General features: G+C 39.6%; 17 protein-coding genes and 6 pseudogenes. 13 read left to right on the top strand and 10 right to left on the bottom strand.

Going from position 1 to position 20,034, the window contains the following annotated elements; translation table 11 throughout:
• Positions 1-277 precede the first annotated feature (277 nt).
• Positions 278-793: pseudogene (locus C6N34_RS02300) on the bottom strand (DNA/RNA non-specific endonuclease); the annotation flags it as partial.
• On the opposite strand from C6N34_RS02300, the gene C6N34_RS02295 reads away from it, so the two are divergent.
• The 3 genes and pseudogenes from C6N34_RS02295 to C6N34_RS02285 all read left to right on the top strand — a co-directional run bounded on the left by C6N34_RS02295 (position 768) and on the right by C6N34_RS02285 (position 2,620).
• Complete coding sequence (locus C6N34_RS02295; RefSeq protein WP_147290739.1) at positions 768-1,022, top strand: hypothetical protein; 255 nt, start codon at positions 768-770, stop codon at positions 1,020-1,022. The pseudogene C6N34_RS02300 and the gene C6N34_RS02295 overlap by 26 nt on opposite strands.
• Before the next feature lie 362 nt (positions 1,023-1,384).
• Complete coding sequence (locus tag C6N34_RS02290) at positions 1,385-1,690, top strand: hypothetical protein (RefSeq protein WP_181884001.1); 306 nt, start codon at positions 1,385-1,387, stop codon at positions 1,688-1,690.
• A 9-nt stretch (positions 1,691-1,699) separates the two neighbouring features.
• Positions 1,700-2,620: pseudogene (locus tag C6N34_RS02285) on the top strand (transposase).
• Positions 2,621-2,799: 179 nt separating this feature from the next.
• On the opposite strand, the gene C6N34_RS17050 reads toward C6N34_RS02285, so the two are convergent.
• On the bottom strand, positions 2,800-3,981 hold the full coding sequence (locus tag C6N34_RS17050) for a GUN4 domain-containing protein (protein ID WP_329606425.1): 1,182 nt from the start codon (positions 3,979-3,981) through the stop codon (positions 2,800-2,802).
• A gap of 72 nt (positions 3,982-4,053) precedes the next feature.
• On the opposite strand from C6N34_RS17050, the gene C6N34_RS16990 reads away from it, so the two are divergent.
• Positions 4,054-4,182: a hypothetical protein gene (locus tag C6N34_RS16990; protein ID WP_268906689.1), complete on the top strand. Its 129-nt coding sequence runs from the start codon at positions 4,054-4,056 to the stop codon at positions 4,180-4,182.
• A gap of 672 nt (positions 4,183-4,854) precedes the next feature.
• Here the strand turns inward: C6N34_RS16990 and C6N34_RS02270 are convergent.
• Positions 4,855-5,994 (bottom strand): GUN4 domain-containing protein, encoded by a 1,140-nt coding sequence (locus C6N34_RS02270; protein WP_236107336.1) that lies wholly within the window; start codon positions 5,992-5,994, stop codon positions 4,855-4,857.
• A 97-nt stretch (positions 5,995-6,091) separates the two neighbouring features.
• On the opposite strand from C6N34_RS02270, the gene C6N34_RS02265 reads away from it, so the two are divergent.
• Complete coding sequence (locus C6N34_RS02265; RefSeq protein WP_236107334.1) at positions 6,092-6,751, top strand: hypothetical protein; 660 nt, start codon at positions 6,092-6,094, stop codon at positions 6,749-6,751.
• 49 nt (positions 6,752-6,800) lie between these two features.
• On the opposite strand, the gene psbA is transcribed toward C6N34_RS02265, so the two are convergent.
• The gene (psbA, locus tag C6N34_RS02260; protein ID WP_006277031.1) at positions 6,801-7,883 is read right to left on the bottom strand and encodes a photosystem II q(b) protein; all 1,083 of its coding nucleotides are present in this window, start codon (positions 7,881-7,883) and stop codon (positions 6,801-6,803) included.
• Between the two features lie 367 nt (positions 7,884-8,250).
• Between psbA and C6N34_RS02255 the strand changes: the two are divergent.
• The 5 genes and pseudogenes from C6N34_RS02255 to C6N34_RS02235 form a co-directional block, all read left to right on the top strand.
• A pseudogene (locus tag C6N34_RS02255) lies at positions 8,251-8,625 on the top strand (4-Cys prefix domain-containing protein); the annotation flags it as partial.
• Between the two features lie 222 nt (positions 8,626-8,847).
• On the top strand, positions 8,848-9,807 hold the full coding sequence (locus tag C6N34_RS02250; protein WP_236107332.1) for a Uma2 family endonuclease: 960 nt from the start codon (positions 8,848-8,850) through the stop codon (positions 9,805-9,807).
• A gap of 48 nt (positions 9,808-9,855) precedes the next feature.
• Positions 9,856-10,089 (top strand): annotated as a pseudogene (locus C6N34_RS02245) (IS4 family transposase); the annotation flags it as partial.
• Between the two features lie 130 nt (positions 10,090-10,219).
• Positions 10,220-10,708, top strand: coding sequence for a helix-turn-helix domain-containing protein (locus C6N34_RS02240; protein ID WP_057178152.1), 489 nt, complete (start codon positions 10,220-10,222; stop codon positions 10,706-10,708).
• Positions 10,709-10,721: 13 nt separating this feature from the next.
• A complete protein-coding gene (locus tag C6N34_RS02235) occupies positions 10,722-11,267 on the top strand; it encodes a PIN domain-containing protein (RefSeq protein WP_220272392.1) in 546 nt (181 codons plus the stop codon).
• Between the two features lie 1,092 nt (positions 11,268-12,359).
• Here C6N34_RS02235 and C6N34_RS02230 read toward each other — a convergent pair.
• Positions 12,360-13,289, bottom strand: a complete 930-nt coding sequence (locus tag C6N34_RS02230) for a Uma2 family endonuclease (RefSeq protein WP_236107330.1) — start codon at positions 13,287-13,289, stop codon at positions 12,360-12,362.
• A 328-nt stretch (positions 13,290-13,617) separates the two neighbouring features.
• The gene (locus tag C6N34_RS02225) at positions 13,618-13,911 is read right to left on the bottom strand and encodes a hypothetical protein (protein WP_236107328.1); all 294 of its coding nucleotides are present in this window, start codon (positions 13,909-13,911) and stop codon (positions 13,618-13,620) included.
• A gap of 464 nt (positions 13,912-14,375) precedes the next feature.
• Here C6N34_RS02225 and C6N34_RS02220 point away from each other — a divergent pair, with 464 nt between their 5' ends.
• Positions 14,376-15,269: a transposase gene (locus tag C6N34_RS02220; protein ID WP_236107325.1), complete on the top strand. Its 894-nt coding sequence runs from the start codon at positions 14,376-14,378 to the stop codon at positions 15,267-15,269.
• A 371-nt stretch (positions 15,270-15,640) separates the two neighbouring features.
• Here the strand turns inward: C6N34_RS02220 and C6N34_RS02215 are convergent.
• Positions 15,641-15,769: pseudogene (locus C6N34_RS02215) on the bottom strand (IS4 family transposase); the annotation flags it as partial.
• 136 nt (positions 15,770-15,905) lie between these two features.
• Positions 15,906-16,295 carry a photosystem II complex extrinsic protein PsbU gene (psbU, locus tag C6N34_RS02210; RefSeq protein WP_057177262.1) on the bottom strand — a complete coding sequence of 130 codons (390 nt, stop codon included), beginning with the start codon at positions 16,293-16,295 and terminating at the stop codon, positions 15,906-15,908.
• Between the two features lie 224 nt (positions 16,296-16,519).
• Between psbU and C6N34_RS02205 the strand changes: the two genes are divergently transcribed.
• Complete coding sequence (locus tag C6N34_RS02205; protein WP_236107323.1) at positions 16,520-16,945, top strand: helix-turn-helix domain-containing protein; 426 nt, start codon at positions 16,520-16,522, stop codon at positions 16,943-16,945.
• A 215-nt stretch (positions 16,946-17,160) separates the two neighbouring features.
• Positions 17,161-18,355: pseudogene (locus tag C6N34_RS02200) on the top strand (IS4 family transposase).
• Positions 18,356-18,498: 143 nt separating this feature from the next.
• Here C6N34_RS02200 and C6N34_RS02195 read toward each other — a convergent pair.
• Positions 18,499-19,266 carry a Uma2 family endonuclease gene (locus tag C6N34_RS02195; RefSeq protein WP_236107321.1) on the bottom strand — a complete coding sequence of 256 codons (768 nt, stop codon included), beginning with the start codon at positions 19,264-19,266 and terminating at the stop codon, positions 18,499-18,501.
• Between the two features lie 299 nt (positions 19,267-19,565).
• The gene (locus C6N34_RS02190; RefSeq protein ID WP_115538286.1) at positions 19,566-19,706 is read right to left on the bottom strand and encodes a pentapeptide repeat-containing protein; all 141 of its coding nucleotides are present in this window, start codon (positions 19,704-19,706) and stop codon (positions 19,566-19,568) included.
• Positions 19,707-20,034: the final 328 nt, after the last annotated feature.

Genomic DNA, 20,034 nt, shown 5'->3' with positions numbered 1-20,034 from the left:
AAACTTATAGATTTACTATTTTCCCATGAAAAGACATAACTAACTGCCTGTACCGCAATATAATTACATACAAAAAACTTCTTCATTTATTTACTTTTATAAAAAATAGTAGGCATTCAAATACAAATCTCATTACTTGTTACCAAATATAGATTCAACAATATTCCTCTTGTAATATGCTCAACTGCCATCGCACGCCAATTAATAAGAACAGATTCAACTGTTTTTCCTTAAGAAGTGCGATCGCGCCTACCATTGAGAATAAACTAAAGTGCGATGATGGGTGATCCAGTACAACAATAATTTTCCAAGTGTATTTGGGGATATTGACCAGATTATTGATTTTTCCTTGACTTCCCCAAGTACCAGCAATAATGTATAGGGTTTTACCTTGTTCTACTAAATCCCTGCTGTAATCTTCTAGGTTCCCCCAGGTGTTTCTATTATTATCTGGCGTTTGTGGAATGATATTAGTCATCAGGAAGGTAGATGAATTATCTTCAATGTTTGCCTTCCTATCTCCAGAAGGAACTAAATGTCCTCTATCGTATCCAGAACCTTTATAAATACTTGGTTTTATTCGTTTCCACTGTTTCGGAAGAGTTGGATCAGGTCTGAAATTATCTTGTCTTTCTGCATTTCCTAGCCACGATTGGTTAAGTTCCCAGGCTACCCAATTAGCAGTCCCATGACTGCGATTATAAGATAAAGCGTATTGCTTCTTGACCATCAGATAGTTATTTGAACTATCAATACTGTTTTTAGCGATGCTGGGATTACCTAGCAATAAATGTGGTACTCATGCTCTTCGGCGCGATCGCCTGATATATGACGTTTCCAAATCTATGTTAAATAGTGACGGAAAACGTTTTCTGTCAAAAGATAAATCAGTTATTTCAATGCTTTTAGGATATTTGCCGGGCGATCGCTTGTGGGAATCGTCTCTACTTCCTTCTCAATGGAAAATACTGAACATGAGGACAGGCGATCGCTTTGCACTCCCTACGGGATCTCGCATTTAGAAATGCCCCTGGTTTCTTCTCAAGGGGAAAATCTGAATGTATAAAGGGGCGATCGCAGTTTGGGTAACAAGCTTCTGGGGATCTCAATCAATATTTATTCCGTAGGGCGATTGCGAAGCACTCCCTACGGGCGATCGCATTACACCCACTACGGGCGATCGCTCTTAGTGATTATCCCCCGATTCCTTCTGAAGGGAAAAACTTGAACATGCTGAAGGGCGATTGCGCAGCACTCCCTTTGGGAGATCGCTCTCCTCCAGGAAGGAGAATTTATATCTAGGCTCATTTCATGTTCGGTTCCCGTTTGGTAAAAGATTGACGGAAAACGTTTTCCGTCAAAAGCAGCAGGAATACAACAGGGAATGTTTTATGATTTTAGTAACTATGGAGTACATGAGAGGTTAGGTAGTGATGGAGTAACAACATGGCATCCAGCCTTTTTAGCATTAGGCAAGACTTTAGATGAGTGTGCAAATATTTATAAAGGATTTTGTCAAAAATATCGTCCTCAACCGAAAAAGGTAGAAAAAAACCGGTGGGGGAGTAAACTTTTAGCCGGGATGAAACCAAATCAAAAAAAGAAGGGAACATCACCGGGACAACTAAAGCTCTTTTGGGATGAGTTAGATATAACAAATAGACATCTCCGAAAAAGAATCAAAGTGTGATAAAATAATATGAAATGGTATTTTTGGCAACTTATTATGAGCAACATATCTGAATATATCCAGAATAATCCTCACGAATCACACCGTTTATTGGGTCTGAAGTATGAGCAGTTACAGCAACTTTTGGAAAAAGCCATAAAACTGCATCATCAGAAACAACAATTGGTTGAATCAAAAAAAACCCGAATTATTCAAGGCGGTGGAGGGCGCAAACCCAAATTATCACCGTCGGAGCAAATAATCTTAACATTAACATATTTACGGCAGTTAACAACATTTCAGCTACTAGGTATTCAATTTGGAGTAAGTGAAACAACTGCAAATGATATCTTTAACTATTGGTTGCCAATAATAGGAGAATTATTGCCACCAAGTTTGCTAGAACAGGTAAAAAAAAACTCCAGTGATTACGAAGTCGTTAAAGAAATATTAACAGAATTTGAGTTAATAGTGGATAGCTATGAACAGCCTATAGACAGACCTGGAGAGTACCAAGAACAAAAAAAATATTATTCAGGTAAAAAAGCCTGTCATACTAGAAAAAGTCAACTAATCGTTTTACCAAATGGTAAAGATATTGTTGATGTAGTAGCGGGTAAACCTGGTCCAAAAAGTGATGTAAATTTATTCCGTGAAACCAGAAATATATTTGATAAAAAACAAAAATTTAGTGGTGATAAAGCTTATCAAGGAGAGGAGTTAATGAAAACTCCGACAAAAAAACCTTAAAACCAAGAATTAACGTCTGAACAAAAAGAAAAAAATAAAGAGTTAGCTTCCGAACGAATTTTTGTTGAACATTTAATTCGTGTAGTGAAAATATTCAGAGTGGCACAAGAAAGATTTCGATTAAATTCAAGTAAGTATGAACAGGTAATCATGACTATTTGTGGACTTGTTCGTTTCCGAATAGGAACCTACTTATTTTAGTTATCAAGATTTAGACTTGGCTAAAAATAAATTATCTCACATAGGTGTTATCTTTTGGTTAATTCCCAACAAGAGGCATCTCTAACGCTTATTTTAGCATACCAGTCAGCTACTTTTGTATTGGGGTGTCTCACCTTAAAAAGTAGTATTGGTAACGCTTTGGCTATTTCCGGAGATGTCTACTCTACATGTCTTGACAGGAGGGAAGACCACCCACATTTCCCAAACCCACATAAAAAACCCCCAAATACTAACACGCAACAAACACCGACACGACACGTGGGGAGTTGACCCGTTGGTGCGGATAGTGAAAAGTTTAAGCCGCTACTGTACAGCCATGAACCTCCTGACCTCCATCCAATTCTATCTCCGAAGGATTCCCATACCTTTAAATTAAATTGTTTTGTGCCGCCTAAGTTTTTGTATATTTCTTGTTGGACAGAGATACCAAATTTACCCTGACTATATTTTAACCACAAATTATCAATGGTGCGCAATTCCTTACAAGGAAAATTTTCTGCATCTTCCACTCTTAAATAACCATTGCTTTGTCTGTTAGCTACTGCTAACATTACACTCCTTGTTTCTTCATCTGCTTCTTTAAATTTTTTAGCTTTTAATAAGGTTTCTAATTGTGTGTACCTGCTAGGTGTAGGTACTGAAGATGTTGTTTCTTGTTTCTGCTCAGCCATAAGGTTCATTGTTTTTAATTTTAGGTTTCTTCTCTCATCATATTGTTTTGTCCCGCCCAGGTTTTTGTATATTTCTTGTTGGACAGAGATACCAAATTTACCCTCACTATATTTTAACCACAGATTGTCAATGGTGCGCAACTCTTCACAAGGAAAATTTTCCGCATCTTCCACTCTTAACCAACGCTCGCTTTGTCTGTTAGCTACTGCTAACATTACACTCCTTGTTTCTTCATCTGCTTCTTTAAATTTTTTAGCTTTTAATAAGGTTTCTAATTGTGTGTACCTGCTAGGTGTAGGTACTGAAGATGTTGTTTCTTGTTTCTGCTCAGCCCTTCTAGTTTTTTGTAGTGTGGTTATTTGAGGCATCTTATCTAAAACCTGGGCCCAACTTTCAACTGCATATTGGGCAGCTTCTTTTGTTAAACCCAAATCATTCTGCATTTGGTTAATTAATCTACCTAATAGCACTTCAACAGGAATGTTGCCAGAATTGAGTAGGTCTTTTGCCACACCTTGTTTTAAAGCACTGATAAGCAAAAATATTTCTCGTCTATATTGTCCACAGTAGTCATTCAGGAATGCTCCACAACGTTTTGGATTGTCACATAAGTCGCGACCATATTGAATAATAATTTCCTTGAGTTTTTGACGAGGTAAATCATTCATAATTGCATTTTTGCATGTAGGTTAAACTTTGCTAAGATTTTAACAGTTAGTTTTGAAATATAGTGCCTTAAAATGGGTGCGTTTGTAAAGCACTCCCTATGGGCGATCGCATTTAGGGCTCCTCGTGTTTCTTCTCAAGGGAAAATTCTGAATGTGTTGAGGGGCGATCGCGAAGCAATTCCTATGGGCGATCGCATTTAGGGTTCCTCGTGTTTCTTCTCAAGGGAAAATTCTGAATGTGTTGAGGGGCGATCGCGAAGCAATTCCTATGGGCGATCGCATTCAGGGTCCCCCCGTGTTTCTTCTCAAGGGAAAAATCTGACTGTGTTGAGGGGCGATCGCGCAGCACTCCCTCTGAGTGATCGCATTTAGGGTCTCCCCATGTTTCTTCTCAAGGGAAAAATCTGAATGTATAGAGGGGCGATCTCAAAGCATTCAAGACGGGCGATCGTATTCAGGGTTCTCCATGTTTCTTCTTAAGGGAAAAATCTGAACGTATGGAGGGGCGATTGCGCAGCACACCCTGCGGGAGATCGCATTCAGTGTTCTCCCCGGTTCCTTCTCAAGGGAAAAATCTGAACGTATGGAGGGGCGATTGCGCAGCACACCCTGCGGGAGATCGCATTGCACTCCCTAGAGGGATGAAACCAAATCAAAAAAAGAAGGGAACATCACCAGGACAGCTAAAGCTTTTTTGGGATGAGTTAGACATAACTAGTGAGGAAATAGTAAAGGCAGCAACAATATTTGTCAAGGCAAATTGTTATACACCTAATCCTAAAAATAAATAGTACCAGGTATCCGAAACCCTGGAACTAGCAAGGTTTCGTTAATTTCTTGTTATTTACAAAAGTTAACAATACTATCAAACCTTTATGGGTTACACTCTACATGTCTTGACAGGAGGGAAGCCCTGGAGGGAAGCCGACTATCCATATCCGTAAGGGAGTTTATCAAGATACTGATAAATATCATCCGATACAAAGGGAGTTGACCCGTTGGTGCGGATAATGAAAAGTTTAAATCTTTGTAATCGAGCCATGAACCTTGTTTTCTCCATCCTACCCTGTCTCCGAAGGATCTCCATACATTCACATCAAATTGTTTTGTTCCCCCCAGGTTTTTGTATATTTCTTGTTGGACAGATATACCAAATTTACCCTGACTATATTTTAACCACAGATTATCAATGGTGCGCAATTCTTGACAGGGAAAATTTTCTGCATCTTCTATTCTCAACCAACCCTCGCTTTGTCTGTTAGCTACTGCTAACATTACTCTGTCTGTTTCTTCATCTGCTTCTCTAAAGTTTTGAGCTTTTAATAGGGTTTCTAATCTTGTGTACCTGCTCGGTGTGGGGGGTGGTGCATTTAAAAAGGTCTGAAGTGGAATTCCATATTCTTCCGGTGTACCGCGTCCATCTCCTAGGCTTTGACTGTGGGTTAGCCCATGAATACCTACTAATTTACCATTCTCATCTAGGATGGGACCTCCACTCATTCCTTTTAATGCTCCTATTCTATATACCAAGCTATATCCCCCGTCTCTTGGTTTTTTTAAAATCCGGGAGATTCCATCAAATCTAAAGGTAAAGTCTTGTTTAGAAGGAAACCCACTAATATAAACTACCTGCCCTATGGTTACAGTATTAGAGTCACCCAATGCCACTACTTGATATTCTTGGTCACTGTTAAATTGAAGGGTGGCTAAATCAAGATTAGGTATTTCTGTTACGTTATTTGATTGGTATTTTCTCCCATCGTAGGTGATAATTTCAAATGCGCCTTTATACTGAAAAACATGGGAATTGGTTAATACTGTGTAAGTGTTACCATTTTTATTGATAATTACACCTGAACCTTGGTCGGGACCGCTAAGGCGAACAGTCACCCTTTCAGCGATCGCGCCGATTTCTTTGGTAGTTAGGGCAATAGTAATAAATGGATAGAATATGGTAATAAAGGTGACAAGAATTGCAATAGTGATTAGTTGGGTAAGTTTTTTGCGGTTCATCTCATGGGATGGGTGAGTTTTTTATCAGTATAGCTATTGTCTCCCAAACCAAGAAACTAGGGCTAATGTATAATAGGGGTATGCCAAAGGAGTGACTATGCCACGTAAACAGCAAGTACCAAAGAAAGAAGAGCCAAAGCAGGAAACAAAACTGCAAATAATATCTGTGGTTAAGAAAACTGCTGCTCCCCCTCCAGTGGAATCTAATCCTGATGAGATTATTCCACCTGCTGAGGAAAATAAAAAGGCTACCCCCCAAAAAGCTGCAAGAAAAAAATCTCAAAAAGCATCACCTGTGGTTCTAGCTCCACCACCTCCTCGGGATGTTACACCCCCAGTTGAAATACCCCCAGTGGTTATGACTCCCCCAAAAGACAGGGAGGTAGCATTACCTATTGAAATGGTTCCATTAACTCAACCAGATGTTACACAACCGGTCGAAACTACTCTGCTAAAAGACCAGGAGGTAGGAGAACCAAATGTAGAATCATTGCCTGATGAAAAGACACAATACAAAAAGAAAGAGAAATTCTATATCTTTAAACGCCCCTACAAATTTACTCTAAAGGGCGATATAAATTTAATTGAGTGGGAATGCTCTTGTGGATATGAAGACGAAGTGTCTGTGCTTGTAGGAATGGAAAATTTACTTGTATTTTGTCCCCAGTGCGGGAAACCCAATAAGTTCAGAGGAACTCTATTAAGTCAAAAAGGCGCAACAGTTGGGGATGAAACTATCCCTGATGTCTCCCCATAAAAAAAGCCCCTCACCTGGTGAGGAGCTTTTCATTTACCAGTATTTGTTATTAACCGTTGATTGCGGGAGCGGTTAATGCTACAGGTGCTACTTCACCAGCAGCTAGGTCTAAGGGGAAGTTGTGCGCATTGCGCTCGTGCATTACTTCCATACCTAGGTTAGCGCGGTTGATTACGTCAGCCCATGTACCGATTACGCGTCCTTGAGAATCAATGATGGATTGGTTGAAGTTGAATCCATTCAGGTTGAATGCCATGGTGCTTACACCCAGTGCTGTAAACCAGATTCCTACTACTGGCCATGCTGCCAAGAAGAAGTGTAGTGAACGGCTGTTGTTGAATGAAGCATATTGGAATATCAAGCGTCCGAAGTAACCGTGTGCTGCTACGATGTTGTAGGTTTCTTCCTCTTGTCCGAACTTGTAACCATAGTTCTGAGACTCGGTTTCGGTTGTTTCTCTTACTAAGGAAGATGTTACTAAGGAACCGTGCATAGCGCTGAACAAGCTACCACCGAATACACCTGCTACTCCTAACATGTGGAAGGGGTGCATGAGGATGTTATGCTCTGCTTGGAACACAATCATGAAGTTGAAGGTTCCAGAGATACCTAAGGGCATACCATCAGAGAATGAACCTTGTCCGATGGGGTAGATTAAGAATACTGCGGTAGCAGCTGCCAAAGGAGCGGAGAATGCTACGCAAATCCAAGGACGCATGCCTAAACGGAAGGATAGTTCCCATTCACGACCTAGGTAGCAGGCTACACCAATCAAGAAGTGGAAAATTACTAGTTGGTAAGGACCACCGTTGTATAACCATTCATCTAAGGATGCAGCTTCCCAAATTGGGTAGAAGTGCAAGCCAATGGCGTTGGAGGAAGGAACTACAGCACCGGAGATGATGTTGTTACCGTACATTAGGGAACCAGCTACGGGTTCACGAATACCGTCGATGTCCACGGGGGGAGCAGCAATAAAAGCAATGATGAAGCAAGTGGTAGCTGCAAGCAGGGTGGGGATCATTAACACGCCGAACCAGCCAATATAAAGGCGGTTGTTGGTGCTGGTGATAAATTCACAGAAGCGATCCCATACGTTGGCGCTTTGGCGCTGTTGAATGGCGGTGGTCATGGTTTTATAATTGCGGTTTTACGAGAGATTTATGTATGTTCTGGTAGGTGTTTCTACCTTATGAACTTATATTAAGACAGATGTTTAGTTTTGTAAAGAGGTTTTTACAAAATTTTTAATAATTTTGCCAATTAGGGATTTTCCTATATGTGGTAGGGGTTTCCGATTATTAAGTTACTAGTTTTGACGCTCAGTTTCACTTGTAATGATTATTTTATGTTAACTCCTATATAATTTAATTTGATTAAGTTAGCTTTTATTTATATCCTGTTATAGGAATTGTGATAGGAAGTGCAATCTGGAGAGTGCTACTGCTTCGCAATCTTATGGACTTTTGATATACTGAGGTAAAATACTTACAAGTAAGATGAATAAAATCCTCTGCGTAAAACCAGACTGTTTGCACCAGAATCCAAACGACTGTAAATTCTGCCAAAAATGTGGCAACAAATTAATTTTGCGAGAGCGGTTCATCCCCCGGGAAATTTTGGGGGAGGGAGGATTTGGACGTACCTTTTTAGCAACAGATACGGGTAAACCATCTCAACCTACCTGTGTGATTAAACAATTTTTACCCCAAGCCCAGGGCACAGACACTATTGAAAAAGCATCCCGTTTTTTTAATCAAGAAGCAAAACAGTTAGAGCAGTTGGGTCAACATCCTCAAATCCCAGAACTTTTGGACTATTTTATCCACACAGAGGATAATCGTCAGTATTTGGTTCAGGAGTATGTGGAGGGGGATTGCGCAGCACTCCCGACGGGAGATCGCAAAGGACTAGCAACCTGGAGACTGTCTGTTGGGGAGACCGGGAATCAATTTTGGGTCTCAAAGCGAAAGTCGGTTTAAAACCGACTAGTTTTGTGATATTGTAAGTTGAGTTCAATAACTCAACATCCCTAAACAAACTATGTTATATTAAATTAAACCGATTAAGTCAGTACCAAAGTGGGAGGTATAGACATGGTGAGGCAAATTGCACCAAAAACTCAACTGGGGGTGATAAAATCTAACACTAATCAGGGTGTGGACACGCCTAAAATTGTCTACCCAGAAAGTGATAATAAACCTATGGCGGATAACACTAGACAATTTACATGGATTGTCAAAATTAAGGAAAATTTAGAAATACTATTTAAGTCTAACCTAGATGTGTTTGTAGCTGGGGACTTATTTTGGTATCCAGTAGAGGGTAGCAACAAAATTAAACTAGCCCCTGACACCATGGTGGTGTTTGGGAGACCTAAGGGTCACCGGGGGTCTTATCGACAGTGGGAGGAGGATAATATTCCTCCCCAGGTGGTGTTTGAAATTTTATCTCCTAGTAATAATAATACTGAGATGGATAGAAAAAAGCTCTTTTATCTGGAACATGGAGTGGAGGAGTATTATGTATATGATCCAGATAGGATTAGTCTAGAAGTATCCATTAGAGAAAATAACTCATTTAAGGAGATTGAGAATTTTACCACTTGGACTAGTCCAAGATTGAAAATAAGATTTGACATGAGCCAAGATGAATTAGTCATCTATTATCCAGATGGGAGTAAGTTTCTTAGTCCTGTAGAATTGAGTAATTATGCAGAACAAGAAACTCAACGTGCAGAACGTGAAAAATTGCTTAAAGAGCAGGAAACTCAACGTACAGAACGTGAAAGACTTCTCAAAGAGCAGGAAACTCAACGTGCAGAACGTGAAAAATTGCTTAAAGAACAAGAAACTCAACGTGCAGAACGTGAAAGACTTCTCAAAGAGCAGGAAACTCAACGTGCAGAACGTGAAAAATTGCTTAAAGAACAAGAAACTCAACGTGCAGAAAGTGAAAAATTGCTTAAAGAGCAGGAACAAATAAAGTATCAAACCTTGCTATCACAATTAAAAGCTAAGGGTATTGATATTACTGCACTCGAAAGTATGAAGTAATACTAGTGTTTAGTTGATTCATCCCGCAAATATGCAACGCCGCCGTACGGTCAACGGATGAAAAAATTAGGGATAGAGACTTATGCCGGACGGATTCAACAACATCAGGACAATTACCCACGTCAGAGTGATTTTAGCTTTGCTGTCTACGGACAATTATGGATTTATGGCATGGAACTATGGGCTGATTTAGCTCTAAGCTTAATTAGTCTTAAACCTCATAAACGCCGCTTTTTCAAGCGTGGCTTTCAGGCTCTATCCCTTATGAAACAAGCTGTTTGACCACTTTGTCACCCCTAAAGGGGAGCAACTGGCACAACCGATCAAGCAACGAGGATGAGACTTTACTTGCGTTTATAGCGTTTAGCTTGATAAGATAGTATTCTCAGGTAAACCCGCTCTGCAAAACAAGATGCTATCGACTGTTTTAGACCACCAACCAATTACAGCTAGAGAAGAAGATCGACCCGCTCTGATCGAACTAGAAGACCTCTTAGGACAATTAGACCCAGAATCCCCTAGCTTTCAACTTGTCAGCACATCAGGAGCTGCCATCGATATCCCCACTCCAGTCTTTAACCTGATGCAGCAGATGGTGCACGAGCTACTTCAAGGCAACAGTGTTACCATCGTCCCGATCCATAAAGAACTTACCACTCAAGAAGCCGCCGACATTCTCAATGTCTCCCGTCAATATCTCGTCGAACTCCTAGATGCCCAAACCATCCCCCATACCAAAGTTGGCACCCACCGTCGCATCCGTTTCGGCAATCTGATGCATTATAAAACTGAGCGCGATGCTAAGCGGCAAGCGGGACTATCGCGGATGACCAAGAAGAGTCAGCAGCTCGGTCTATATACCGAAGCAGCCAATACCCTCCAAGACCCGCAAGGCACATAGAGAGGAAACAACCTTGTCATCTTTTGGAGTAGTTTTGGATGCCTGTGTCCTAATTCCTGCCACCTTGAGAGATACGCTCCTCCGCGCTGTCGAAAAAGGGATGTATCGGCTGCACTGGAGCGACGAAATCTTAGACGAAGTGAGGCGCAATTTGGTCAAGAGAGGAATGACCAGTCCCGAAGATGCTCAAGATCTGATCGACCAAATGAATCGGTTTTTCGCCGAAGCTAATGTGCGAGGGTTTGAAGTACTCATCCCTGCCATGACTAACGATGAGAAAGACCGCCATGTCTTAGCTGCAGCGGTGATGTCTCGATCTCAAGTAATTGTCACCAGCAACATCAAGGACTTTCCCAAACAAACATTAGAACCGTTTGGGGTTGAGGCTCAAACCCCAGATGAGTTTCTGACCCATCTCTTCTACTTGAATCCCACGCTGATGATGGAAATTTTGAGCGAACAAGCTGGCGACCTCGACGACCCACCACTGACAGTTCCAGAAGTGTTAGCAGTTCTCGCGATCGTGGCACCAGGGTTTGTGAAATTGATGCAATCATAGATATTTTTATTGCCAAAGCGATCGAATTTCCGGACAAATTTCACTCAAAGAGTTTTCCTTACATTTGTCAATGAATGATGAGTGGCAATCGGGAAACCTAATAGAATAAATCAAATCTAGTTGGTAAGCTATCTCATAAGCTAATCCGCGATATGTACGACATTTTTGATTTGGGATGAGGTGAAGATTATGCTTATCCCTTCAAAAGAGCTAAAGCTTGTCCCGGTGATGTTCCCTTCTTTTTTCGATTTGGTTTCATCCCTGCCAAAAGTTTACCCCCCTTACCTACCCCCTCCTATAAATGCGATCTCGCAATCGCCCTTCAGCATATTCAAGTTTTTCCCTTGAGAAGGAACTAGGGGGATAATCTCTAAGAGCGATCTCGCGTAGCGAGTGCTTCGCAATCGCCCGTAGGGAGTGCTTCGCAATCGCTCATAGGGGGAAGACGAACCCTAGGAAATTCGCAAGGGAAATGCTTCCGAACCAGGGTGCGAGGGCAGAATCCAACCCAGTATCTACCAGGTCGCAATACTTATTCCTTCTTACGAAGGTCAAGATGTAGCTGTAAAACAATCAAATACCTCTTTAGTTGTACAAGCAGTCGCAATACCTATTCCTTCTTACGAAGGTCGAGACATATTTCATATTAATTAGTCTTTTGCCAAATTACCCGAGGTCTATGCTACCATGTCCCACACAATTTTCCAGAACATACTGAAAGCGAGTGACAGAACAGGATGGAGGCATAACGGATATTAGCTATCTTATAATAGTATTATTAGTCTTTATTATGATGATTTATCGTCACTTTACGCATCAAAGGGTCAACTACCATTACTGGGAGGTTGGGAACAATGGGGTTGTGAAGTGGGGATGTTTTTCCCTCCCTTGCATAGTTTACCTAGTCTTACCTCGCGTATTTAGCCCAACTCTCCTTTCTCATGGTATTTCAGGTAGTAAGTGGTGCCTCGCGATCTCCCGTCGGGAGTGTAATGCGATCTCGCGTAGCGAGTGCTGCGCAATCGCTCTTCTCTTTAGTATAAACTCCAGTTTTTAAAAACCTCCTAAGGGTATTCTGGTGCAGGTGATAGTTTATTCGAGTGCAGTAATATCAATACCCTTAGCTTTTAATTGTGATAGCAAGGTTTGATACTTTATTTGTTCCTGCTCTTTGAGAAGTCTTTCACGTTCTGCACGTTGAGTTTCTTGTTCTTTGAGAAATCTTTCTTGTTCTTTAAGCAATTTTTCACGTTCTGCACGTTGAGTTTCTTGTTCTTTGAGAAATCTTTCTTGTTCTTTAAGCAATTTTTCACGTTCTGCACGTTGAGTTTCCTGCTCTTTGAGAAGTCTTTCTTGTTCTTTAAGCAATTTTTCACGTTCTGCACGTTGAGTTTCTTGTTCTGCATAATTACTCAATTCTACAGGACTAAGAAACTTACTCCCATCTGGATAATAGATGACTAATTCATCTTGGCTCATGTCAAATCTTATTTTCAATCTTGGACTAGTCCAAGTGGTAAAATTCTCAATCTCCTTAAATGAGTTATTTTCTCTAATGGATACTTCTAGACTAATCCTATCTGGATCATATACATAATACTCCTCCACTCCATGTTCCAGATAAAAGAGCTTTTTTCTATTCATCTCAGTACTATTATTACTAGGAGATAAAATTTCAAAAACCACCTGGGGAGGAATATTATCCTCCTCCCACTGTCGATAAGACCCCCGGTGACCCTTAGGTCTCCCAAACACCACCATGGTGTCAGGGGCTAGTTTAATTTTGTTACTACCCTTCACTGGATACCAAAACAAGTCCCCAGCCACAAACACATCCGCCTTAGACTTAAATAGTATTTCTAAATTTTCCTTAATTTTGACAATCCATGTAAATTGTCTAGTGTTATCCGCCATAGGTTTGTTATCACTTTCTGGGTAGACAATTTCAGATGTCTCCACACCCTGATTAATGTTAGATTCTATCACCCCCAGTTGAGTTTTTGGTGCAATTTGCCTCACCATGTCTATACCTCCCATTCACTTTGGTACTGACTAAATCGGTTTAATTTAAAATAACATAGTTTGTCTAGGGATGTTGAGTTATTGAACTCAACTTACAATATCACAAAACTAGTCGGTTTTAAACCGACTTTCGCTTTGAGACCCAAAATTGATTCCCGGTCTCCCCAACAGACAGTCTCCAGGTTGCTAGTCCTTTGCGATCTCCCAAAGGGAGTGCTTCGCAATCGCCCTCCAAATATCCCAAAACCTTTGAAATAACTGATTTATCCTTTGACGGAAGACGTTTACCGTCAATCTTTTACCAATTCCTTCTTGCGAAGGTCAAGACTCAATGGAAGTCTACTCTAGGGTTCGTTCCTACAAAATCTTTTACCAATTCCTTCTTGCGAAGGTCAAGACCCCACCATTTTAACCCCTTACCCTGACTGGTGTCTAGACCCACTTTGCGAAGGTCAGCAAAATTTCTCTGTTTTTCACCTCCAGCACCCTGAAAATAATGGCTGAAACCTTTACACCACAAGGCTACGAGGTTCCCAACCAAATAATAGGCATTCCAGCGTTTTTTCTTGACCTTCGCAATCTCTTCGTTAATTACTGTTCTTTTTGTCTTTATTTTTATCATTATTCTTTTTTATTACTTAAATATTTATATCGATTTTCCCCTATATTCCCCCTTATTATAACACATTTACAGCAAAATAATTCCCTAAAAATTATGTATATTTTATTTTTATTGTGAATACCCTACTGTAAGTTACCGGGTGCAAAACTTTAAAAGTATATTTCATTGTCTGGATAAAAATGTATGGCTATGATTTAATATGATAAAACACAATACCAAATTGCATAACTACATTTAGTCAAATAGTATACGCCAAAATCCTTGAAATAATGGCTTTATGCACTGACGGAAAACGTTTTCCGTCAATCTTTTATCAGAGGGGAAGTGCTGTAAAATAGACCTATATGAGAGCGATCTCCCGTAGGGAGTGCTGCGCAATCGCCCACGAGGAGTGTAATAGACATCTCCGAAAAAGAATCAAAGTGTGATAAAATAATATGAAATGGTATTTTTGGCAACTTATTATGAGCAACATATCTGAATATATCCAGAATAATCCTCACGAATCACACCGTTTTTTGGGTCTGAAGTATGAGCAGTTACAGCAACTTTTGGAAAAAGCCATAAAACTGCATCATCAGAAACAACAATTGGTTGAATCAAAAAAAACCCGAATTATTCAAGGCGGTGGAGGGCGCAAACCCAAATTATCACCGTCGGAGCAAATAATCTTAACATTAACATATTTACGGCAGTTAACAACATTTCAGCTACTAGGTATTCAATTTGGAGTAAGTGAAACAACTGCAAATGATATCTTTAACTATTGGTTGCCAATAATAGGAGAATTATTGCCACCAAGTTTGCTAGAACAGGTAAAAAAAAACTCCAGTGATTACGAAGTCGTTAAAGAAATATTAACAGAATTTGAGTTAATAGTGGATAGCTATGAACAGCCTATAGACAGACCTGGAGAGTACCAAGAACAAAAAAAATATTATTCAGGTAAAAAAGCCTGTCATACTAGAAAAAGTCAACTAATCGTTTTACCAAATGGTAAAGATATTGTTGATGTAGTAGCGGGTAAACCTGGTCCAAAAAGTGATGTAAATTTATTCCGTGAAACCAGAAATATATTTGATAAAAAACAAAAATTTAGTGGTGATAAAGCTTATCAAGGAGAGGAGTTAATGAAAACTCCGACAAAAAAACCTAAAAACCAAGAATTAACGTCTGAACAAAAAGAAAAAAATAAAGAGTTAGCTTCCGAACGAATTTTTGTTGAACATTTAATTCGTGTAGTGAAAATATTCAGAGTGGCACAAGAAAGATTTCGATTAAATTCAAGTAAGTATGAACAGGTAATCATGACTATTTGTGGACTTGTTCGTTTCCGAATGGGAACCTACTTATTTTAGTTATCAAGATTTGGACTTGGCTAAAAATAAATTATCTCACATAGGTGTTATCTTTTGGTTAATTCCCAACAAGAGGCATCTCTAACGCTTATTTTAGCATACCAGTCAGCTACTTTTGTATTGGGGTGTCTCACCTTAAAAAGTAGTATTGGTAACGCTTTGGCTATTTCCGGAGATGTCTAATGCAATCGCCCCTCAACACATTCAGATTTTTCCCTTGAGAAGGAACCAGGGGAGAGTTCTTAAATGCGCGCCCTTCAACATGTTCAAATTTTTCCCTTGAGAAGATGTAGGGAGGCGATCGCCCTAAACGGGTGACAAAGTGGTCAAACAGCTTGTTTCATAAGGGATAGAGCCTGAAAGCCACGCTATCTATAGAGGCATAAAGTTTGTTTGAGATTTGGTAGATTCGTTAAGATATACCAAGGTTCTTTTGGTCCTTTATGACAATATTTTCTCTTCCAATAAACAGCGATATTAAATAACCCTAATTCATCTCCTTAGAGTATTTTTGCTGGGAAGAACAGCAGTTGGACAAGCATGAGCTAATCGATGGTCGCGTATATACAATGAGTGGTGGCACACAAAAATCACAGTGCCATCGCACTGTGATTTTCTATTATTAATTCGGTCTCATCAAGGGCGTTCTTCAAGTCCAGAGAAATTGTGTTCTTCAACGGTAAAATGATCTAAATTACTACGTAATACTTCTACCTGTCCATCGGTCAACCCTGAAATTTTCAGCACGTCTTCTACTTTTTTGTATGGTGAATTCTTCACTATCCAAACAGCCAATGTGGGATACAAACCAGGATACTGCTTAAATTCCCGCCTACTTGCATTATTGAGGTTAATTTTTCGACCAAAGTCAGTACCCAGCTTATCCTCGGCCGAATTTTGCAAGGCAATGAGGTTAGAAAAATTGTCCACCTTCAATCCATCAGCTAATGTTGGTTGGGAAAGAATTATTCCCAAAATTACGAATACCGCACTCAAAAACATTAATAAGCGTGTCCTAACCTGCATAATGTAAATAATCTCCTAAGATAAAAACCCTCCCAACAGTAGCATGATTTCACCAAATTTATTACAGCGGTTTTCATGTAAATAAACCACAATGATTGAACCAATTAAGCGCATCCTCTGCTGTAATATAATTTACTGCACTTGTCATGGACTCATTTAGGGCTTCTAATAGAGTTGTTGGAAAATAAGGGATAATAATCAAGCAGACAAGTAGGGTGACATTAATGTTGAACTTAGACCGCATCCTGAATCAAGAGCGACTGCTACGAGCAATGACTGGACTTAACCGCCAAGCATTCAACGAGCCGTTATCTCAGTTGATTGTAGCATGGGTTGCTCAAGAGGGATCTCAACGCCAGTTGGCAGAAAGATTCAAGGTCAGCTTATCATTTGTGAAAAATTTAGTACGTCGTTATCGTGAAACTGGGCAAGTTGAGCCAAAGCAATGTGGGGGATATGAAAAGCCTATAATTGCAGGCCAATATTTAAACATGATCAAGTCTTGGCTGGATGAGAAAAATGATTTACTACTTTCAGAATTATGCGATCGCCTGAGAGAAACGACGGGCACTAGTGTTAGTATCACAACCATGCATCGAGCCTTAGAAAAGTTGGGTCTACGTCATAAAAAAAAGTCTAAATGCCAGTGAACAGGAGACTCCAAGTGTTCAAGAATTAAGGCATGATTATCGTCGTTGGGTAGATACAGTTGATATTAGAAATTTAGTGTTTTTAGATGAATCGGGGATAAATTTAGGGATGTCAAGCTTACCGGGTGACAAGGGGGTTGAAGATGAGATGTGGCAATAATTTGAGAAAATAAGGGGGTAAAAAAATAGGGGCAAGGGAGCCCCAAAACAACAAAATGTTACCACAATCATATCACAAAATTTTCCGAAAGCATTTGAGTGAACAGCAGTATTTGACACTGGAGATATTGTTATTATTGATACAAGCTTATCGCCAAGTAAAACTGTCAAAATTGGCGAGTTTGTTTCCCCAACCAATTAAATATGAAAGCAGGAAACGTAATTTACAAAGATTTTTAGGAATAAATAAACTCTGCGTAAAATTATTATGGTTTCCCTTGATAAAATATTGGATTAGACAATCGTTAACACCACAACAATTGAATTGAGAACAGCGCCGCTATTTTCATAAAAAACAATATCAAAAGTATGGTTACTGGATGGTAGCACTGGATAGAACACAGTGGAAAGGACGGAATATATTTATGGTGACATTGGTATGGGGTACTCATGCCTTACCACTATATTGGGAAACATTAAATCATGTAGGAAATAGTAACTTATCAACCCAAAAAAGATTGATAAAGACAGCAATAAAGTTGTTGAAAAAATGTCGAATTGTGGTGTTGGCAGATAGAGAATTTCATAGTGCAAAACTGGCTAAGTGGCTTGATGAGCAAGGAGTTTACTTTGCTTTACGTCAGAAAAAAGACCTTCATTTTCAAGAAGAAATAGGACTTGAATATCAAGTTTTTAAAAACCAAGGATTTAAGCCGGGGATGTCGAAGTTTTATCATGGAGTTAAATGTGGTAAAGGAGATGAATTAGGGTTATTTAATATCGCTGTTTATTGGAAGAGAAAATATAGTCATAAAGGACAAAAAGAACCTTGGTATATCTTAACTAATCTACCAAATCTCAAACAAACTTTATGCCTCTATAGATGTCGATGGGGAATTGAACAATTCTTCAAAGATTGTAAAACAGGAGGTTATAATCTAGAGGATACTAAAGTAAATGAAACTCGTTTTTTAGCCTTAGTTTTATTAATTGTAATTGCTTATAGTTTGGCCGTACGGTCAACGGATGAAAAAATTAGGGATAGAGACTTATGCTGGACGGATTCAACAACATCAGGACAATTACCCACGTCAGAGTGATTTTAGCTTTGCTGTTTACGGACAATTATGGATTTACGGCATGGAACTATGGGCTGATTTAGCTCTAAGCTTAATTAGTCTTAAACTTCATAAACGCCTCTTTTTCAAGCGTGGCTTTCAGGCTCTATCCCTTATGAAACAAGCTGTTTGACCACTTTGTCGCCCGGTAAGCAGGTTCACAGTTTTCCCTTGAGAAGATGTAGGGAGACGATCTCCTGCAGGGAGTGCTGCGCTCTTTAGTATAAACTCCAGTTTTTAAAAACCTTCCAAGGGTATTCTGGTGCAGGTAATAGTTTATTCGAGTGCAGTAATATCAATACCCTTAGCTTTTAATTGTGATAGCAAGGTTTGATACTTTATTTGTTCCTGCTCTTTGAGAAATCTTTCTTGTTCTTTAAGCAATTTTTCACGTTCTGCACGTTGGGTTTCTTGTTCTGCATAATTACTCAACTCTACAGAACTAAGAAACCTACCACCGTCTGGATAATAGATGACTAATTCATCTCCCGTCATATCAAACCGTACATCCAATCTTGGACTAGTCCAAACACTAAAATCCTTAATCTCTTTAAATGAATTATTTTCTCTAATAGATACTTCTAGACTAATTCTATCTGGGTCATACACATAATACTCTTCTACTCCATGTTTCAGATAAAACAGCTTTTTTTTGTCCATTTCATCTTGAGTATTCCCGGGAGATAAAATTTCAAAAACCACCTGGGGAGGAATATTATCTTCTTCCCACTGTCGATAAGACCCCCGGTGTGCCTTGGGTCTCCCAAACACCACCATGGTATCGGGAGCTAGTTTAATTTTGTTGCTACCCTCTACTGGATACCAAAATAAGTCCCCAGCTACAAACACATCTAGGTTAGACTTAAATAGTATTTCTAAATTTTCCTTAATTTTGACAATCCATGTAAATTGTCTAGTGTTATCCGCCATAGGTTTATTATCACTTTCTGGGTAGACAATTTGAGGGACGATTGTCTCTCCAAGCTGATTTTTATCAGATTTTATCCCCCCCGGTTCAGTTTCTGGTACAATTTGCCTCACCATGTCTATACCTCCCACTTTGGTACTGACTTAATCGGTTTAATTTAATATAACATAGTTTGTTTAGGGATGTTGAGTTATTGAACTCAACTTACAATATCACAAAACTAGTCGGTTTTAAACCTACTTTCGCTTTGAGACCCAAAATTGATTCCCGGTCTCCCCAATAGACAGTCTCCAGGTATGGATTAATTCAAAAAATAACGGGTAGTTGGCAATCTCCCGTAGGGAGTGCTGCGCAATCGCCCCTCAATACATTCAGGTTTTTCCCTTGAGAAGGAACTGGGGGGTAATTACTAAGATTAAGCTTCTCCGGTATCGTATAGTTGGAGAAATTGCCATTCAGGGTTCAGCTTAGCATTCTTGAAACTAGTACCTCCCACCTCAGCACGAGAGAGGTCAGCACGTCTGAGTTTAGCACCTCGTCTTAAATCCGTAACCAAATTATCGAGTTAAGCTTCTCCGGTCTAAAGACACGGAGATTTCTGAACAGTCCATAAACGAACTTTCTGAGGCTGGTTTAAACAGCCTGTACTGATTCTGCTAAAATTAATTCTTAGCATCACCGCTACTTTAAGTTTATTCCGAAAGTATAGCCTCAGATAAGACTTACTTGTCAATAGCAGCCACAAAATAACATAAAGACAACACTGCAATATTGAAGATCCGCATCACGGTTAAATATCAAGGCGAATAAATTCGCCGTTGGCACTTCCTGTCTAAAGCCAAGTGGCTTCCGTGCCTTTCGGCGATTTTCTTGTGAGGAGCTTT

Source organism: Cylindrospermopsis raciborskii Cr2010 (assembly GCF_003367075.2).
GTDB classification, from domain to species: domain Bacteria; phylum Cyanobacteriota; class Cyanobacteriia; order Cyanobacteriales; family Nostocaceae; genus Raphidiopsis; species Raphidiopsis raciborskii.
This window is presented reverse-complemented; position numbering and strand designations above follow the sequence as displayed.

What these genes read in the sequence shown, in the direction of transcription:
- C6N34_RS02295 (WP_147290739.1), top strand. Translation starts at nt 768, where the DNA reads ATGCTGGGATTACCTAGCAATAAATGTGGTACTCATGCTCTTCGGCGC.
- C6N34_RS02290 (WP_181884001.1), top strand. Translation starts at nt 1,385, where the DNA reads ATGTTTTATGATTTTAGTAACTATGGAGTACATGAGAGGTTAGGTAGT.
- C6N34_RS17050 (WP_329606425.1), bottom strand. Translation starts at nt 3,981, where the DNA reads ATGAATGATTTACCTCGTCAAAAACTCAAGGAAATTATTATTCAATAT.
- C6N34_RS16990 (WP_268906689.1), top strand. Translation starts at nt 4,054, where the DNA reads ATGGGTGCGTTTGTAAAGCACTCCCTATGGGCGATCGCATTTAGGGCT.
- C6N34_RS02270 (WP_236107336.1), bottom strand. Translation starts at nt 5,994, where the DNA reads ATGAACCGCAAAAAACTTACCCAACTAATCACTATTGCAATTCTTGTC.
- C6N34_RS02265 (WP_236107334.1), top strand. Translation starts at nt 6,092, where the DNA reads ATGCCACGTAAACAGCAAGTACCAAAGAAAGAAGAGCCAAAGCAGGAA.
- psbA (WP_006277031.1), bottom strand. Translation starts at nt 7,883, where the DNA reads ATGACCACCGCCATTCAACAGCGCCAAAGCGCCAACGTATGGGATCGC.
- C6N34_RS02250 (WP_236107332.1), top strand. Translation starts at nt 8,848, where the DNA reads ATGGTGAGGCAAATTGCACCAAAAACTCAACTGGGGGTGATAAAATCT.
- C6N34_RS02240 (WP_057178152.1), top strand. Translation starts at nt 10,220, where the DNA reads ATGCTATCGACTGTTTTAGACCACCAACCAATTACAGCTAGAGAAGAA.
- C6N34_RS02230 (WP_236107330.1), bottom strand. Translation starts at nt 13,289, where the DNA reads ATGGTGAGGCAAATTGCACCAAAAACTCAACTGGGGGTGATAGAATCT.
- C6N34_RS02225 (WP_236107328.1), bottom strand. Translation starts at nt 13,911, where the DNA reads ATGATAAAAATAAAGACAAAAAGAACAGTAATTAACGAAGAGATTGCG.
- C6N34_RS02220 (WP_236107325.1), top strand. Translation starts at nt 14,376, where the DNA reads ATGAGCAACATATCTGAATATATCCAGAATAATCCTCACGAATCACAC.
- psbU (WP_057177262.1), bottom strand. Translation starts at nt 16,295, where the DNA reads ATGCAGGTTAGGACACGCTTATTAATGTTTTTGAGTGCGGTATTCGTA.
- C6N34_RS02205 (WP_236107323.1), top strand. Translation starts at nt 16,520, where the DNA reads ATGTTGAACTTAGACCGCATCCTGAATCAAGAGCGACTGCTACGAGCA.
- C6N34_RS02195 (WP_236107321.1), bottom strand. Translation starts at nt 19,266, where the DNA reads ATGGTGAGGCAAATTGTACCAGAAACTGAACCGGGGGGGATAAAATCT.